We start from the raw sequence: 16506 nt of genomic DNA on the forward strand, positions 1-16506 counted from the left end.
CGGGCGGGCGTCACCGCCATCGCCGTGGACGAGGCGCATTGCGTCAGCCAGTGGGGCCACGACTTCCGCCCCGACTATCTGCGCGTGGGCGAGCTGCGGCAGGCCTTGGGCGTCCCGCTCGCGGCCTTCACCGCGACGGCTGACGCCGAGACGCGGGACGAGATCGTCGCCCGCCTCTTCGACGGCCGCGCGCCGCTGACCTTCCTGCGCGGCTTCGACCGGCCGAACATCCACCTTGCCTTCCAGCCCAAGGACAGCCCGCGCCGCCAGATCATGGACTTCGCAAGCGCCCGGCGCGGCCAGTCCGGCATCATCTACTGCGCCACCCGCGCCAAGACGGAAACGCTTGAGGCCGCGTTGAACGCTGCGGGTATCGCCGCCGTCGCCTATCACGGCGGCATGGAGGCCGAGACGCGCCGCGAGGTCGAGGCCCGCTTTCAGTGTGAGGACGGGCTGGTCGTGGCCGCCACCGTCGCCTTCGGCATGGGCATCGACAAGCCCGACATCCGCTGGGTGGCGCATGCCGACCTGCCGAAGTCAATCGAGTCCTATTACCAGGAAATCGGCCGCGCCGGACGGGACGGGGCGCCCGCCGAAACCCTGACACTGTATGGCCCCGACGACATCCGCCTGCGCCGGACGCAGATCGACGAGGGACTGGCCCCGCCCGAACGGAAGGAAGCCGACCACGGCCGCCTGAACGCGCTGCTGGGTCTGGCCGAGGCAACCGGCTGCCGCCGCCAGCATCTGCTGGCCTATTTCGGGGAAACGGCCGAGCCCTGCAGCAACTGCGACCTCTGCGACACGCCGCCCGAGGTCTTCGACGCGACCCAACCCGTCCGCATGGCGCTGTCGGCGATCCTGAGGACGGGAGAGTGGTTCGGACAGGGGCACATCATCGACGTGCTGACCGGAAACGTCACCGACAAGATCACCCAGCGCGGCCATGACCGCCTGCCGACCTTCGGCGTGGGGAAGGCCACGCCCAAGGCGGAATGGCAGGCGATCCTGCGGCAGATGATGGGCCACGACCTGATCCGCCCCGACCCCGAGCGCCACGGGGGCCTGCGCATCACCGCCGCCGCCCATCCCGTCCTGCGCGGCGAGACCCCGGTCACCCTGCGCCGCGACCTGATCCGGCGCGCCAAGCCCGCCAACGTCGTCCGCACCCAGATCGACGACGAGGACGCGCCGCTGCTCTCGGCGCTGAAGGCCAGGCGCCGTGCCTTGGCCGAGGCGCAGCGGGTGCCCGCCTATGTCATCTTCCCCGACCGCACCCTGATCGAGATGGCGCAGGCTCGTCCCTCGACGCTGGACGAGATGGCCCGCATCAGCGGCGTCGGCGCGAAGAAGCTGGAAAGCTATGGCGCGGCTTTCCTGTCGGTGATCGCGGGCGAGGCGCCCCAGATGCACCCCGCCCGCCGGGCACTGGCGGGCCGCGCATCGGGCGCGCTTTACGACCGCCTTGCCGAAACCGCGCAGCGGCTGGCGCGCGGCGAGGACGGCACCGGGAAGCCGCTGTCACTGAGTGCCGGCCAGTTGCGCCGCATCGCCGAGGACCGGCCCCGCGACCTGTCGCGCTATCTGGATGCCGCAAGGCTTGACCGCTTCGGCGCGGCCTTCGCGCAGGACATCGCGGACGGCTGAGCGTCACCGCCGCAGGGGGCTGTCTGCCCCCCGCCGCCGTTCCGGCGACTCCCCCCGAGGATATTTCCGACCGTCCGAAACAGGCCGGGGGGTCTTCGGAGCGTCTCAGATATCCCGGGGCCTGCGAGCGCCCGAAGAGGAGGCGGATCAGAAACAGCCATCATGGCTGTTTTTCTGCCGGACGGGTCCGGTGGACCGTTTTCAGCGAGCAGGGGCCGGAGGCTGAGCAGGGTCTGCCCCCCGGCCCGAGGGTGAGGCCTGACCTTCCGGCTCGCGCACCCCGAACACCACGCAGTAAAGCGCCGGCACGAACAGCAGCGTGATCAGCGTGCCCGCGATGATGCCGCCCATCATGGCATAGGCCATCGGCCCCCAGAACACCTGCCGCGAGATCGGGATCAGCGCGAGGCTCGCCGCCGCCGCCGTCAGCAGGATCGGGCGGGCGCGGCTGTCGGATGCCTCGAACACCGCGTCCCACCGGCTGCGGCCGCGATCCAGCAGCGACTGGATCTCGTGGACGAGGATGATCGAGTTGCGGATCAGGATGCCTCCCAGCGCGAGGATGCCGAGGATCGCGACGAAGCCCAGGGGCACGCCGAAGGGCACCAGCGTCGCCACCACGCCGATCAGCCCGAGGGGGGCGGCGGCGAAGACGATCAGCGACAAGCGGAAGCTCTGCATCTGGATCATCACCAGCAGCGCGATGGCCAGCAGCATCAGCGGCACCACCGCCGCGATGGGTTCCTGGCTTTCGGCCGAGCTTTCGACCGTCCCGCCCAGCGTGATGGAAACCGATGGCGGCAGCCCGGCCGCGTAATCCGCCACCCGCGGGGCCATGGCGGCCACCAGCGTCGCCGGCTGGTCCGAGGTCGCCACGTCCGCCTTGACCGTGACCGTCGGCAGGCCGTTGCGCTGCAGGATCAGCGGCTGCTCGGTGTCGAAGCTCAGCCGCGCCAGTCCGGCCAGCGGGATCGGCGTGCCGGAGGGCGTGGCCAGTTCCAGGTTGTGGAGCGATTCAAGCGACTGGCGGTCGGCCTCGGCCCCGCGCGCCACCACGTCGATCAGGAAGATCCCGTCGCGCAACTGGGTGACGGTGAGGCCCGAGAACACCGTCGCCAGCGTGTTCGAGATGTCCTGGCTCGACACCCCCAGCCGGCGGGCGCGGTCGTGATCGACCTCGACCCGGACCACCCGCGCGGGCTCGTTCCAGTCCAGCGCGATGTCGCGCAGGCGCGGCTCGCCCGCCAGCACGGCGGCAAGGCCGCGGGCGGCGTCCCGCGCCTCGGCCGGGTCGTTGGCGCTGACGCGGTATTGCACCGGCTTGCCGACCGGAGGGCCGACCTCCAGGTATTTCACGTAGATGTCGGTGCCGATCATCCGGGTTTCCGCGAAGCTGCCGATCTTTTCCTTCAGCGCGTCGCGGGCAGCGATGTCGGGGGTCTGCACCAGCACCTGCCCCATGAAGGGCCCCGGCGTCGGGATGTCCAGCGCCAGCACGAAGCGGGGCGTGCCCCGCCCGACATAGCTTGTCCAGAACAGCGCCTCGGGCTGCTCGGCCAGGAAAGCTTCGAGCTTCGCAATCGAGGCGTCGGTGCGGGCGATCGAGGCGTTGTGGCGTTCGGTGACGTCGATCAGCAGCTCGGGCCGGTCCGAGGGCGGGAAGAACTGCTGCTCGACGAAGCGCATCCCCCAGACCGAGGCGGCGAACAGCAGAAGGGTCATGCCGATGGTGATCCAGCGGAACCGCATGGACCAGCGCAGCATCGCGTGGAAGGCCCGGCGCAGGCGGCTGACGCGGCCAGCCTGATGTTTCAGCGCGCGGGGCAGGAAGGTCACGCCCAGAAGCGGCGCGAACAGCACCGCGACGATCCAGCTGACCACCAGCGAGACGGCGATGACCACGAAGAGCGAAAAGGTGAACTCGCCCGCCATGGAGCTGTTCAGCCCGATCGGGATGAAGCCCGCGACCGTCACCAGCGTCCCCGTCAGCATCGGGAATGCGATCGAGGTCCAGGCGTAGCTGGCCGCCTGTTCCCGGCTTTCGCCAAGCTCCATGCGCGAGATCATCGTCTCGATGGCGATCATCGCGTCATCGACCAGCAGCCCCAGCGCGATGATCAGCGCCCCCAGCGATACCCGCTGCAGGGTGATCCCCCAGACCTGCATGACGACAAAGGTGATCGCCAGCACCAGCGGGATGGTCAGCGTCACGATGAGCCCCGCCCGCAACCCCAGGCTGACGAAGCTGACCAGCAGGACGATGGCCACCGCCTCGGCCAGCGCCTTGACGAAGGTGCCGACGGCATGGCGGACGACCTCGGGCTGGTCGGCGAACTTGTGCATCTCGATGCCGATGGGCAGGTCCAGCGCGATGCGTTCCATCAGCGCGTCCAGATCGGCCCCGAAGCTCTGGATGTTCTCGCCCTCGCGCATTGCGATTTCCAGCCCGATGGCGTCGCGGCCGTTGTAGCGGAAGATGGTGTCGGGCGGGTCGGCATAGGCCCGGCGCACCGTCGCGACCTCGCCCAGGTTGAAGAAGCGGTCGCCGATCCGCAGGTTGACGGCGGCGACGGCCTCGGCGGTGTCGAACTGGCCGCCCACGCGCAGCAGCACCTGTTCCGGGCCGGCCTGCACGATCCCCGCCTGGGCAATGGCGTTCTGCGCGGCCAGCGTCTGCAGCACCTGCGATTCGTTCAGCCCCAGCGCCGCCAGCCGGGCGGGCGAGAACTCGATGTAGATCTGTTCCTCGCGCACCCCCAGAAGCGAGGTCTTGCCGGCGGCGGGCAGGGCGCCCACCTGCTTGCGGATCGCCTCGACCCGGTCGCGCAATTCCCGCGGGGTGAAGCCGTCCGCCGTGAAGGCGTAGATGTTGCCGAACACGTCGCCGAAGCTGTCGTTGAACTGGAAGCCCGCGAATTCCTGCGGGAACTCGGGGCGCAGGTCGTCCATCATGTTGCGCACGCGCTGCCAGCTTCGCCGGACATCCTGCCCGCGCACGCTATCCAGCAGCTCGACATAGACGACCGCCAGCCCCGGCAGCGTGACCGAGCGGGTCAGCTTCAACTGGTCCAGCTCCTCCAGCTTGGTCTCGATCCGGTCGGTGACCTGGCCCATGATCTCGTCGGTGGTGGCACCGGGCATGGCGGCGGTGATCACCATGACCTTGACGGTGAAGCTGGGGTCTTCCTCGCGTCCCAAGGCGCGATAGGCCATGGTGCCCGCGATCATCGACAGGATCAGCAGGAACCACACGAGCGAGCGGTGCCGCAGCGCCCAGTCCGAAAGGTTGAAGCCGCTGCGGCTCATGGATCGACCCGGCGGCCGACCGCCTGGCCCTCGGCCAGCGAGTTGACCCCGCGGACGACCACCTCGGCCCCCGGCGCAAGCCCCCCCACGACCTCGACGCGGCCGTCCAGCCGTGCGCCCGTCACGATGGGCTGCAGGGTGACGCGGGCACTTCCGTTTTCGCGGGCGACGATCCAGACGGCATGGCCTCCGGGCCTTTCCACCAGCGCCGCGGCCGGCACCGACAGCCTTGCTGCGCGCGAGGTGACGCGGCCCGCGCGGATCAGGCTGCCCAGGCGGAAGCCGGTGCCGGGGGGCAGGGCGATGTGGACGCGGCGGGTGCGGGTCAGGTGGTCGGCCACCGGCGAGATGCGGCTGACCTCTCCGCGGACGCCCTGCTCGATCTCGTGGTCGCGCCAGACCAGGAACAGGGCGCCGGGCGCCAGTCCGGCAAGCTCGGGCTCGGTCAGGTCGATGCGGGCTTCGATGCGGTCTTCCGAGGACAGCGTCAGGATCGGGTCGCCCGCCGCGACCACCGCCCCCGGCGTCGCCCGCACGGCGCTGACCACGCCCGAGACCGGCGCGCTCATCACCGCAAAGCGTTCCGCGTCGCGGGCGCTTTCCACCCGGGCGCGCGCCTGCTCGACCGCCGAGCGCGCGGCCGACAACGCCTGCTCGGCCCGTTCAAGCTGCGCGGTCGAGGCCACGTCGCGGTCCAGCAGGGCCCGCGCCCGCGCGGCGGTGTTGTCGGCGGTGGTCAGGTTCACCTCGGCCGCCGCCAGCGCCGCTTCGGCGGCAAGGGTGGCGCCGGCCAGATCCTCGGGGTCGAGCCGGGCCAGCACGTCCCCCTGGTTCACCCGGTCGCCGATGTCCACGCGCCGCTCGATCATCCGGCCCAGGGTCTGGAACGCCATCTGCACCTCGGTCGCGGCGGTGACCACCCCCGGAATGCTGCGCCCGACGGGACGGCTGTCGCCGTTGGTGACGATTTCGGTGACGACCGGGCGGGGAGGGGGCGGCGTCCCCGCCCGTGCCGGGCCGAAGGGCAGGGTAAAGGCCCCCGTGGGGACCGCCGCCAGCAGGCCGAGCGCCAGAAAAAGGATCAGACGCATCCTCAACCCTCCTCTTCCGCCCGTGTCACCCGGCGTCCCGGATACATGAGCTGCGAGCCCTCGCCCACGACCAGATCCCCCGGTGCAAGGCCGGATCTCAGCACCACCCGGCCGGTGTCGAACCGGTCGATCCCGACGGGGGCAAGGGCCACGCTGCCATCCTCGGCCACGCGCCAGACGGCCGGGTCGGCGCCGGTCGAGGTCAGCGCCGTCCAGGGCACCTCGATCCCGGTCCCCGCGGGCAGGTGGACGATGCCCAGCACCGCTGCGCCCAGCAGCGTGGCGTCGAAGGGACCCTCGATCTCGGCCCGCACCGCCACCGACCCGCTGGCCGGATTGACCAGGGGCGCGATCTCGGTCACGCGGCCCTGAAGCTCGATCCCCGGCCGGTCGATGAGGCTCAGCGAGACATCGGCGCCTATTGCCATGTCCAGTTGCGGCGCGTCGGGCACCTGGAAGACGGCTTCCAGGCTGGTCAGCGCCGCCACCGTCAGGACCGGCTGGGCGGCGCCCACGACCTGGCCCGGCTCGGCCATGCGCGCGGTCACGACGGCGGCCTGGGGCGCGCGGATCATCGCGTCGAAGACCGCGCGGCGGGACTGGTTGACCATGATGCGGGCGCTTTCCAACTGCCCCCGGGCCGCCGACAGCGCCTGTTCGGCGGCCTCGGCGGCGGCGCGGGTGCCGATGCCCCGGCGCAGCAGTTCGGCCGCGCGGGCCGCGGCGTGGCCCGCCTGCTGCTCGGCGGCCTCGGCGGCGGCGCGGGCGGCCAGCGCCTGGACCAGCGTCTGCCGCTGCTGCACGCCCTCGGTGCGGGCCAGCACATGGCCGCCCATCACCCGGTCGCCCACCTGCGCATGGATGTCGGTGATCCGGCCGGCCGCCGGAAAGGACAGGTCGATGCTGTGCTGCGCGGCGATCGAGCCGGTCAGCCGCAGGTCGATCGTCATCGGGCGTTCGTCGACCCGGACGATCTCGACGGCGATGGGGGCGTCGGGCGACTGTGCGGGTGCCGCGGTCGCCATGGCCATGATCGCGCAGAAGGTCAGAAGCGAACGGCCGGTCAAGCGGCGACTCCACGGTTCATCGGGGCGTTATGGCGCGGCGCGGTCCACATGCAAGGCCATTGCCCCGGATCAGGTCACCGCGGCCCTGCGGTGGTGTTCGGGCCTGTCCCAGCGGCCTTCCCGCAGGACAGCCGCCAGCACCTCCACCGCCCGCGCCACGTCGTCGGCGTTGTTGTAAAGCGGCGCAAAGCCGAAGCGCAGCACGTCGGGCGCGCGGAAGTCGCCGATCACCCCTTCGGCGATCAGCGCCTGCATCACGGCATAGGCCTGCGGGTGGCGGAAGCCTACCTGGCTGCCACGCTGCGCCGGGTCCCGCGGGGAATGCAGCGCGACATCGGGGCAGGCGGCCTCGACGCCGCGGATGAAGGCCTCGGTCAGCTCGATGGACCGGGCGCGCAGCGCAGCCATGTCCACGCCGTCCCAGACATCCAGCGCCGCGTCCAGCGCCGCCAGCGCGATGACCGGAGGGGTGCCGACCCGCATCCGCTCGATGCCTTGCGCGGGGGCATAGTCCGCGTCGAAGGCGAAGGGCGCGGCATGGCCCATCCAGCCCTGCAGGCAGGGACGGGCGGCATCCGCATGGTCCGGGTGGACCCAGATGAAGGCCGGGGCGCCGGGACCGCCGTTCAGGTACTTGTAGGTGCAGCCCACCGCGAAATCGGCGCCCGTTCCCAGCAGGTCCACGTCCACCGCCCCGGCCGAATGGGCAAGGTCCCAGACGGTCAGCGCCCCCGCCTTGTGCGCGGCGGCGGTCAGCGCCGCCATGTCGTGGCGGCGGCCGGTGCGGTAATCGACCTCGGTCAGCATCAGCACGGCAATGTCCGGGGCGATATGCGCGGCGACCTCATCGGGCGCGACGACACGCAGTTCCGCGCCCAGGGTTTCGGCCAGGCCCTGCGCCACATAAAGGTCCGACGGGAAGTTGCCGCTGTCCGACAGGATCACCCGCCGGTCCGGCCGCAGCCGCAGCGCGGCGGAGAGCGCCTGGAACACCTTGACCGACAGCGTGTCGCCCATGACGACCTGGCCGTCGCCCGCGCCGATCAGCCGCGCGATCCGGTCGCCGACGTGGCGCGGCTGCACATACCAGCCCGCCCGGTTCCAGCCGGTGATGAGCATTTCCGACCACTGGTCCCGCATCATCGCCGCCACCCTGTCGGCGGCATGGCGCGGCATCGGCCCCAGCGAGTTGCCATCGAGATAGGTGATCCCCTCGGGCAGATGGAAGGCGGCGCGCGTTTCGGCGAAGTCGGTCATGTGGTTCCCCTTTGGTATGAGGCTAGCAGCGCAACCGGCGGCTGCAAGATGGTGCATGCGGTTCATCCTTCCGCCATGCGGCTGTGGCTGTCCTTGCCGATAGGCTCCGGAAACCCGATCCGGCCGGAGAACAGCCATGGCGGCGGTCCCCTGATCCGCCTGCCCGAAAGCCGCCGCGATGTTCAAGGCCGCTCAAGGTTGTTTCGGACGGTTTCAAATATCCACAGGGGACTCGCGGGGGCAGGCAGCCCCCATGCGGCGTCGCACCAAGGGCTTCGCTTGCGGAGGGCACAATGGACCGGCCGTCAGCCTTGCCTGAACTGCCCAGCCCTTGGCCGCCTACGGACCCCTTCCAGACCGTCACCTGCGCCTGGGACATCCGAGGGCGCGCGGCCGCCGGAACTTTCCGGGACTCCGCCCCAGTCCCGCGCGGCAGGCTTCGTGACCGCAGGCCGTCCACGGGATCGTCTGCGAGCGGCCTGCCAGCCCTGTGCTGGTGCCTTCGCCGCGGGCTCGGTCCCGTGACCTTCCCCTATCCGGCCCGGCTTTCCGCGCCTTGGGGCGGAAGGAGCCCACTGGACCGCTTGCGGATATCCTGCAGGACCTTTGCCTGTGCTGCGGGCGTTCGCCGGGGACAAAGGTCCACTGATCGTTTCCCTGATCCGGCCCGGCCCTCCGCCTGCGCTCCATGGCGGTCGGGTCCGCAAACGGTTCAGCGGACCGCTTGCGGTCGTTCTGCCGGCTCTTTGCTTGCGCTTCGGGCGTTCGCGGCTGGAAAAGGTCCACTGAATCTTTTCCGGAGGCCGCTCACCCCTCGATCCGGCCGAAGTCGGCGATCAGGCGGCCGGCCTCGCGGATGCGGTTGAGCAGATTCAGGCGGTTGCGGCGGAGGATGGGGTTGTCGGTGTTGACCTGCACCGCCTCGAAGAAGGCGTCGATGGGGGCGCGAAGGGCGGCGATGGCCGACATGGCGGCGGGGAAGTCCTCGGCCTGCATGGCGGCGGCGATCTTCGGCTTGGCGGCGTCCAGCGCGGCGAAGAGCGCGCGTTCCTCGTCGGTTTCCGCGAATTTCGGGTCCGCGCCGAAGGAGTATTCGACGCCGTCCTTGTCCTCGGCCTGCGCGAGGATGTTGGCCGCGCGCTTGAGCCCCTGCAGCAGGTTCGGGCCGTCCTCGGTCGCCAGCATCGCGTTCAGTGCGGTGGCGCGGCGGACGACAAGCGTGAGGTCGTCCGACCCCGGCATCGCCAGCACCGCGTCGATCACGTCATGGCGGATGCCTTGGTCCCGCAGGTGGACCTTGAGGCGGTCGTGGAGGAAAGCGAGGAGGCTTGCCGGCGCTTTGCGTCTCGACTCAAGATGAGCATCAAACTGCAGTTCTACATCTTCAATGCCTTTTTTGACTAGAACAAGCTCGTCCGACGTCGTTTTTTCTGCTCCAGAAATGAAAAGGCCGTTTCGCTCTCGGTCTTTCTGGTTCTCGTATCCTTTAGATTGCGCATCGAGAAAAACGCTCTGACGGAACTCTAACTCTGAAATAATTTCTTTTAGCAGCGTCAGATAGTGTCGGTGACGATCAACATGCGCTGCGAATATTTCAGTGAGATTGATCCGAAATCCTCCCTCTACTACGATTCGAATAAGACCTAACGTTGAACGCCGCAGTGCAAACGGATCTTTAGATCCAGTTGGTAGTTCGTCAACCGCCCATAGCCCGATAAGCAAATCGGTCTTATCCGCCAGCGCCACGGCGACCGAGACCGGCGCGCTGGGCACCTCGTCGGACGGTCCCAGCGGCGAATAGTGGTCGCGGGCGGCGTCTGCGACCGCCTCCGGCAGCCCGGCGGCCTGGGCGTAATAGCGGCCCATCGTGCCCTGCAACTCGGGGAACTCGCCGACCATCGCCGAGCGGAGGTCCAGCTTGGCGACCTTTGCCGCCTTCTCGGCCTGATCGGGGTCGGCGCCCACGGCGGGGGCGATCTCGCGGGCCAGCGCGGCGATGCGCTCCACCCGGTCGGCCTGCGAGCCGAGCTTGGCATGGAAGGTTACGGCCTTCAGCCCCTCGGCCCAGGCCTGCATCCCCGCGCGGGCCTCGCGCAGGTCGTTCTCCCAGAAGAAGGCAGCGTCCGACAGCCGCGCGGCCAGCACGCGCTGGTTGCCGGCAAGGATCGTCGCGCCGTCGTCGGAGGTCTCGATGTTGGCGACGGTGACATAGCCCTCGATCCGGCCCGTCTTCGGGTTGCGGGCGGACAGGAACTTCTGGTGCTCCTTCATCGAGGTCTGCAGCACCTCGGGCGACAGGTCGAGGAAACGGTCCTCGATCACGCCCATCAGCGGCACGGGCCATTCGACCAGCCCGGCGAGTTCCGTCATCAGGCCCTCGTCGGGCACGATCTCCCAACCCCGCGCGAAGGAAAGGTTCGCGGCCTCCTGCCGGATCGCGGCCTCGCGCTCGGCGGGATCGAGCATGACCTTGGCGCGGCGCAGCTTGGCGGCGTAGTCGTCGAAGCCCGTTACCCGGAAGGCGTCGGGGGCCATGAAGCGGTGGCCGCGCGTTTTGTCCCCCGCTTCGATGCTGTCCACGATCAGCGGCACGACCTGCGCGCCAGCCTCGTCCGAGAGAAGCGCGATGATGGAATGCAGCGGGCGGACCCAGCGCAGCGAGCCGCTTCCCCAGCGCATCGACTTGGGCCAGGGGAAGTCGCGGATGGTGGCCTCAAGAACCTCGGCCACGATCTCGGCAGCCTTGCGGCCGGGTTTTTCCACCACGGCGAAGAAGACCTCGCCCTTCTTCTCGGCCCGGCGTTCCAGCTGGTCCAGCGTCAGGCCGGTCGATCGCAGGAAGCCTTCGATAGCCTTCTCGGGCGCGTCCGTGCGCGGCCCCTTGCGCTCCTCGCGCACCGGCTTGGATTCGGCCGTCAGCCCCTCGACCGCCAGCGTGAGGCGGCGCGGCGTGGAAAAGGCGCCGGCCGAGGCATAGGTCAGCCCGGCCTCGACCAGCCCGTCGGTGATCAGGCGCTTGAGGTCCTCGCCTGCGCGGGGCTGCATCCGGGCGGGGATTTCCTCGGAGAACAGCTCGATCAGCAGGTCCATCAGTCCATCACTCCGCGTGCGGGGGTCTTGTCGTTCAACTGGTGCCAGCCAAAGGCGCGGCCGTCGGGATAGACGGCGATCACGCGGTCCACGTCGGGGTGGACCTCGGACTGGCCGAGGATGGCGCGGGCGGCGCCGGATTCGAGATCCGCGGTCAGTGCGCGGGCCGAATAGCACTGGAACCAGTTCGGGCCGTTCAGGGGCGTCGCCTGTGGATAGGGGGCCGCGTCGCCCACCTCGGTCGGGTCGAGCGTGAAACAGCCGCGCCAGCGGATGGGCGAGGAATCGGCGTCGATGGCCCGAAAGGTGTCGATGGCCACGGGACGGGTCGAGCCGTCGGGCAGCGTCACGACGATCTCGCGCGCACCGGTGATCTCGTCCACCTCCTCGTAGAAGCCGTAGACCTGCAGATACCACACTGCCAGTCCCGCCAGCAGCGCCACCAGCACCAGCATCGAGGCCATGATCTTGCCCGAGGTCATGCGGCTTCCCCCGCATTCGCCCCGGTCGCGGCCTCGGTCGTCACGAACAGGTCGGCGCAGCGTTTCGCCAGCGCCCGGACGCGGCCGATATAGGCCTGCCGTTCCGTGACCGAGATCACGCCGCGGGCGTCCAGCAGGTTGAAGATGTGGCTGGCCTTGATCGCCTGGTCATAGGCGGGATGCGCCATCGGGATATGCCGCCCGGTGCTGTCCTGCGCCGGGGCGTCGAGGATACGGGCGCATTCCGCCTCGGCGTCCTTGAAGTGCTGCAGCAGCATGGCGGTGTCCGCCACCTCGAAGTTCCAGCGGGAATATTCGCGCTCGGTCTGCCGGAAGATGTCGCCATAGGTCAGCGGGATGGGTGCGTCGGGGGCGTTGAAGGGCATCTCCATGACATGCTCGACCCCCAGCACATACATCGCCAGCCGTTCCAGCCCGTAGGTGAGTTCCCCCGACACCGGGCGGCAGTCATGCCCGCCGACCTGCTGGAAATAGGTGAACTGGCTGACCTCCATGCCGTCGCACCAGACCTCCCATCCCAAACCCCAGGCGCCGAGGGTGGGGGATTCCCAGTCGTCCTCGACGAAGCGCACGTCATGGATAAGCGGATCGAGCCCGATCGCCTTCAGCGAGCCGAGATAAAGCTCCTGCAGGTTCGGGGGCGAGGGTTTGATGATGACCTGATACTGGTAGTAATGCTGCAGCCGGTTGGGGTTCTCGCCATAGCGCCCGTCGGTCGGGCGGCGCGAGGGCTGGACGTAGGCGGCAGCCCACGACCGGGTGCCGAGCGAGCGCAGCGTGGTCGCGGGATGGAAGGTGCCCGCGCCCACCTCCATGTCATAGGGCTGCAGGATGGCGCAGCCGGTGGCCGCCCAATAGGCTTGCAGGCGCAGGATCACGTCCTGGAAACAGCGTGGCCGGTCGGCCTGTTCGGGGCTGGTCATCCCGGCGTCCTTTCGCATAACTGACGCGAATGCAGGCCGCTCATAGGGTGCGGTCCGGGCCGGGTCAATCGGCCCACGGGGCAAGGGGGTTGCCGATGCGGGGCTTGGGCTTTCTGATCGTCGCGATGCTGCCGGGCGCGGTCTGGGCCGAGCCGGTGGTCATGCGGGTCGAGGCGCGGCGCGCGGCGGCGGTCGCCCCGGTGGCGCAGGGCTGGGCCGAAAGATTCCCCGACGTCGTGACCTTTCCGCTGCCCGGCGGCTGGACCGGCATCGGCCTCGGGCCCATGGAGCGGCAAGAGGCAGAGGCCGAACTGTCGCGCCTGCTGGCGGCGGGCGAGGTTCCCGCGGACAGCTTCATCGTGCCGGTGCCCGACGGGGCCTTGCCGGTGCAGGCCGCGGCTGTCCCCACCGGTCCGGCAGGGCAGGGGCCTGCGGATGCCCTGACCACCGCGCCGGATGACGCCGCAGGCGCCCCCGGGGCAGGAAGGGCGACCGAGGCCAATGCGCCGGAAACAGCCGCTGTCGAACCCGCGCCCGCGCCGCCCCCCGGCGACTGGCTGCGCCTGCAGCGCTTCGACACGCGCGAGGCGGCGGATGCGGCGCTTGCCACCTGGCGCGAGGATTTTCCCGAGGCCGGGCTGTTCCAGCAACCCGACGGGGGCCTTGCCATCGCCCTCGGCCCGATGCCCGCCGAGACGGCCGAGGCCTGGCTGGGCGCCTTCCGCGCCGCCCAGCGCGTCGGCCGCTTCGCCGCCGTCCTGCCGCCCGCCGACCTCGGCGAGCCGCTGGAGCCGGCGGAAAAGATCGATCTGCCCGTCCCCGGCCCCGCCGCCGAGATGCCGCCCCTGGAGGACGTGCAGCGCGCCCTGCGCTGGGCGGGCCATTACGACGGCGAGATCGACGGCAAGGACGGCCCCCGGACCCGCGCCGCCATCGCCGCCGAGGTGCTGGCGCTGCGGGCCTCGCCGGACCCTGCCGCCGCGATGCAGGCGCTGATCGCGCAGCGCGAGGACTGGCGCGAGGACATGAACCTGACCCGGCTGGACGATCCGCAGTCGGGGCTGTCGCTGATGGCGCCGATGGACCGGCTGCAATTCGACCGCAACGAACAGGGGCTGTCGATCTATGGTCCCAGGGACGGCTCGGGCGCGGCGCTGATCCTTTACGGCGCGCCGGGCGGCCAGCAGGAGATGCTGGATTTCACCGGCCTTGTCACCGCGCTGGGCTGGGTGCCCTCGCCCGAGCGGCAGGTGACGCGGGGCCGCGCCACGCTGATCGGGCGCAACGACACCCATATCGGCCAGGCCGAGGCGCGCGTCGCGGACGGCCGGGTGCAGGGCATGGTGCTGATCTGGCCGGTGATGGACGCCGCCGACCAGCCCCGCGTCGCCGCCGAGATCCTCGACAGCATCCGGGTCACGCCGGCGGCAGAACCCGCGCCCGAGGACGCCGCCCTGTCCCCGGACGAGCCCGCCTGATCACTGCCGCCAGAAGCGTGGCATCAGCACCACGAAGACGGTGATCAGTTCCAGCCGCCCCAGATACATGCCGCCGATCATCAGCCACTTGGCCGTGCCGGGAAAGCTCGTCACGCCGCCGTTCGCGGTGACCTCGGGTCCCCAGACGGGTCCGACATTGGCGATGGCGGTCCAGGCGGCGGTCAGGGCCGTACGCGCGTGCAGCCCGCTCAGCGCGAGCGCGACGATCAGCACACCGAAGCTCAGCACGAACATGGTGAAGAAGGCCATGACCGAGTTCACCACCTCGGCGTCCAGCCTGCGCCCCTGCAGGCGCAGGGGGCGGACGCGGTGGGGCGAGTGCATCTGGACAAGCTGCCCCCGCAGCGCCTCGAACAGCACCTGGTAGCGGAAGACCTTGATCGAGCAGACGGTCGATCCGGTGCAGCCGCCCACCAGCCCGACGAGGATCAGCAGCACGAAGGGCAGGTGCCCCCATTGCGTCACGTCCACGGTGAAGAAGCCGGTCCCCGAGATCACGGTGACGACGTTGAAGACGACCTCGCGCATGAGGTCGAAGGACAGCGCGACCTCGCGCCAGATCGCCTCGTAGGTCACGATCAGGACGCAGACGGCGGCGATGATGCCCAGGTAGGCGCGGATCTGGCTGTCGCGCCAGATCGGTTGGGGATCGCCATGCGCCAGTTGCAGCATCCGCACGAAGGGGATCGAGGCAAGGATGGTGAAGAATGACGCCGCATACTGGATCGGGCCGACGAAGGGGCCGAAGCTCGCGTCATAGCGGCCGAAGCCGCCGGTGGAACAGGTCGTCAGCGCATGCATCACCGCGTCAAAGCCGTTCATGCCCAAGGCCGCATAGGTCAGGGCGCAGGCGAGGGTGATGCCAAGGTAAAGATAGGACATCTCGGCCGCGATCTGGCCGGCGCGGGGCATGACCTTTCCCATGGTGTCGAAGCCTTCCGAGCGGAAGAACTGCATGCCCCCGACCCGCATGACCGGCAGGAAGACCATGGCGACGACGACGATGCCGAGGCCCCCCGACCATTGCAGGATGCCGCGCCACAGATGCGTGCCCAAGGGCAGGCCGTCGAGGTCCCGGAAGGCCGTGGCGCCGGTCGTGGTCATGCCCGACATTGCTTCGAACATGGCGTCGGTCCAGCCTGCCCCCGGCGCGCCCAGCATGAAGGGGACCGCCCCCAGAACCGGCAGCACCAGCCACAGCCCCGAGGTCAGCAGAAACGCCTGCTCGATCTGGAACCGCCCGCCGTCGCTGCGGGTGGCGAGCATGGCCATGCTGCCCAGCAGGATCGTCCCGCAGCCGGTGGCCAGGAAGGCCAGCCAGTTGGGATCGCCCGCCATCCAGTCGATCGCCGCCGGCAACAGCATCAGCCCGCCCATGGCAACGGAAAGCTTGGCAATCGCGTGGACCACGGGGCGGATGTCGATCATTGCGCCTGAGTGCCCCCGCGATCCGCGCCGGTCAAGCGCGGCCCGCTTGCACCGCGGCCCGCGCTTGGGTAAAGCTGCACTTCATGCGGGTGTAGCTCAATGGTAGAGCAGCAGCCTTCCAAGCTGAATACGTGGGTTCGATTCCCATCACCCGCTCCACCATGCCACGCAAGTGACTGACTGCATTGCAAGACCATGGTGCGCGTGTTCGCACCCATCGGTAAATCCAGATACTTGGAAGCAATGGGGCCGGGATGCTGGCTCTCCGGTCCTGGCCCCGGCCCTGTTAGCGCGGCGAATGGGCGGCTGTGAGCTCACATCGGCCGCCCGGCGCGGGGGCCCGGCCGATGATGGGGAAGACCGAGGCGAGAATGAAGCAGAAGAACCTTGCCGCCCCAGTCGGGGCGGCTTTCAGGCCAGCCCCTGCTGCGGCTGAAGCTTCGCTCCCTTGTTCAGCCTGCGACACGACCTTACGCGCTGCGCGGCCCGGAAGTAGAAGGGCAGATATCGGAAGCGCAAACGTCGCGGTTCCATGCATCAAGGATCCACGGCCAGACGCCCGACGGATCGTCGTTGCAGAATAACCGGACACTGCTTCTCCCAGAACAATGACCAGGCTGCCTTGCAGCCTGCGAATCCGTCTTCAGACCATAACGGGGCGATTGCCGGGCTTGAAGCGGCTGGACGCAATCCCC

General features: G+C 69.6%; 10 protein-coding genes and 1 tRNA gene. 3 read left to right on the plus strand and 8 right to left on the minus strand.

Annotated elements, in window-relative coordinates; genetic code table 11:
- On the plus strand, positions 1-1647 hold a 1647-nt coding region (locus Q4F04_RS00945), incomplete at its 5' end, for a RecQ family ATP-dependent DNA helicase (RefSeq protein ID WP_303367960.1).
- 201 nt (positions 1648-1848) lie between these two features.
- Here the strand turns inward: Q4F04_RS00945 and Q4F04_RS00950 are convergent.
- The 7 genes from Q4F04_RS00950 to Q4F04_RS00980 all read right to left on the minus strand — a co-directional run bounded on the left by Q4F04_RS00950 (position 1849) and on the right by Q4F04_RS00980 (position 12884).
- Positions 1849-4953 carry an efflux RND transporter permease subunit gene (locus tag Q4F04_RS00950; RefSeq protein ID WP_303367961.1) on the minus strand — a complete coding sequence of 1035 codons (3105 nt, stop codon included), beginning with the start codon at positions 4951-4953 and terminating at the stop codon, positions 1849-1851.
- Entirely contained in the window at positions 4950-6044 is a 1095-nt protein-coding gene (locus Q4F04_RS00955; protein WP_303367962.1) for an efflux RND transporter periplasmic adaptor subunit, read from the minus strand. Before Q4F04_RS00955 ends, Q4F04_RS00950 begins: the two co-directional genes overlap by 4 nt.
- A 2-nt stretch (positions 6045-6046) precedes the next feature.
- Positions 6047-7111: an efflux RND transporter periplasmic adaptor subunit gene (locus Q4F04_RS00960; RefSeq protein WP_303367963.1), complete on the minus strand. Its 1065-nt coding sequence runs from the start codon at positions 7109-7111 to the stop codon at positions 6047-6049.
- Between the two features lie 69 nt (positions 7112-7180).
- Positions 7181-8368 carry a kynureninase gene (gene kynU / locus Q4F04_RS00965; RefSeq protein ID WP_303367964.1) on the minus strand — a complete coding sequence of 396 codons (1188 nt, stop codon included), beginning with the start codon at positions 8366-8368 and terminating at the stop codon, positions 7181-7183.
- Between the two features lie 807 nt (positions 8369-9175).
- A complete protein-coding gene (gene glyS, locus Q4F04_RS00970; protein ID WP_303367995.1) occupies positions 9176-11461 on the minus strand; it encodes a glycine--tRNA ligase subunit beta in 2286 nt (761 codons plus the stop codon).
- Positions 11458-11940 carry a DUF6446 family protein gene (locus Q4F04_RS00975; protein WP_303367965.1) on the minus strand — a complete coding sequence of 161 codons (483 nt, stop codon included), beginning with the start codon at positions 11938-11940 and terminating at the stop codon, positions 11458-11460. The genes glyS and Q4F04_RS00975 overlap by 4 nt, the downstream gene beginning before the upstream one ends.
- The gene (locus Q4F04_RS00980; RefSeq protein ID WP_303367966.1) at positions 11937-12884 is read right to left on the minus strand and encodes a glycine--tRNA ligase subunit alpha; all 948 of its coding nucleotides are present in this window, start codon (positions 12882-12884) and stop codon (positions 11937-11939) included. Before Q4F04_RS00980 ends, Q4F04_RS00975 begins: the two co-directional genes overlap by 4 nt.
- A 95-nt stretch (positions 12885-12979) precedes the next feature.
- Between Q4F04_RS00980 and Q4F04_RS00985 the strand changes: the two genes are divergently transcribed.
- A complete protein-coding gene (locus Q4F04_RS00985) occupies positions 12980-14362 on the plus strand; it encodes a peptidoglycan-binding protein (protein ID WP_303367967.1) in 1383 nt (460 codons plus the stop codon).
- Here Q4F04_RS00985 and Q4F04_RS00990 read toward each other — a convergent pair whose 3' ends face one another.
- Positions 14363-15811 carry a TrkH family potassium uptake protein gene (locus tag Q4F04_RS00990; RefSeq protein ID WP_303367968.1) on the minus strand — a complete coding sequence of 483 codons (1449 nt, stop codon included), beginning with the start codon at positions 15809-15811 and terminating at the stop codon, positions 14363-14365. It abuts the gene before it with no gap.
- Positions 15812-15896: 85 nt separating this feature from the next.
- Here Q4F04_RS00990 and Q4F04_RS00995 point away from each other — a divergent pair.
- Positions 15897-15970, plus strand: a tRNA-Gly gene (locus tag Q4F04_RS00995).
- The last annotated feature ends 536 nt before the right edge of the window (positions 15971-16506 follow it).

The sequence above is a fragment of the Paracoccus sp. (in: a-proteobacteria) genome, from assembly GCF_030536915.1.
Lineage (GTDB): Bacteria > Pseudomonadota > Alphaproteobacteria > Rhodobacterales > Rhodobacteraceae > Paracoccus.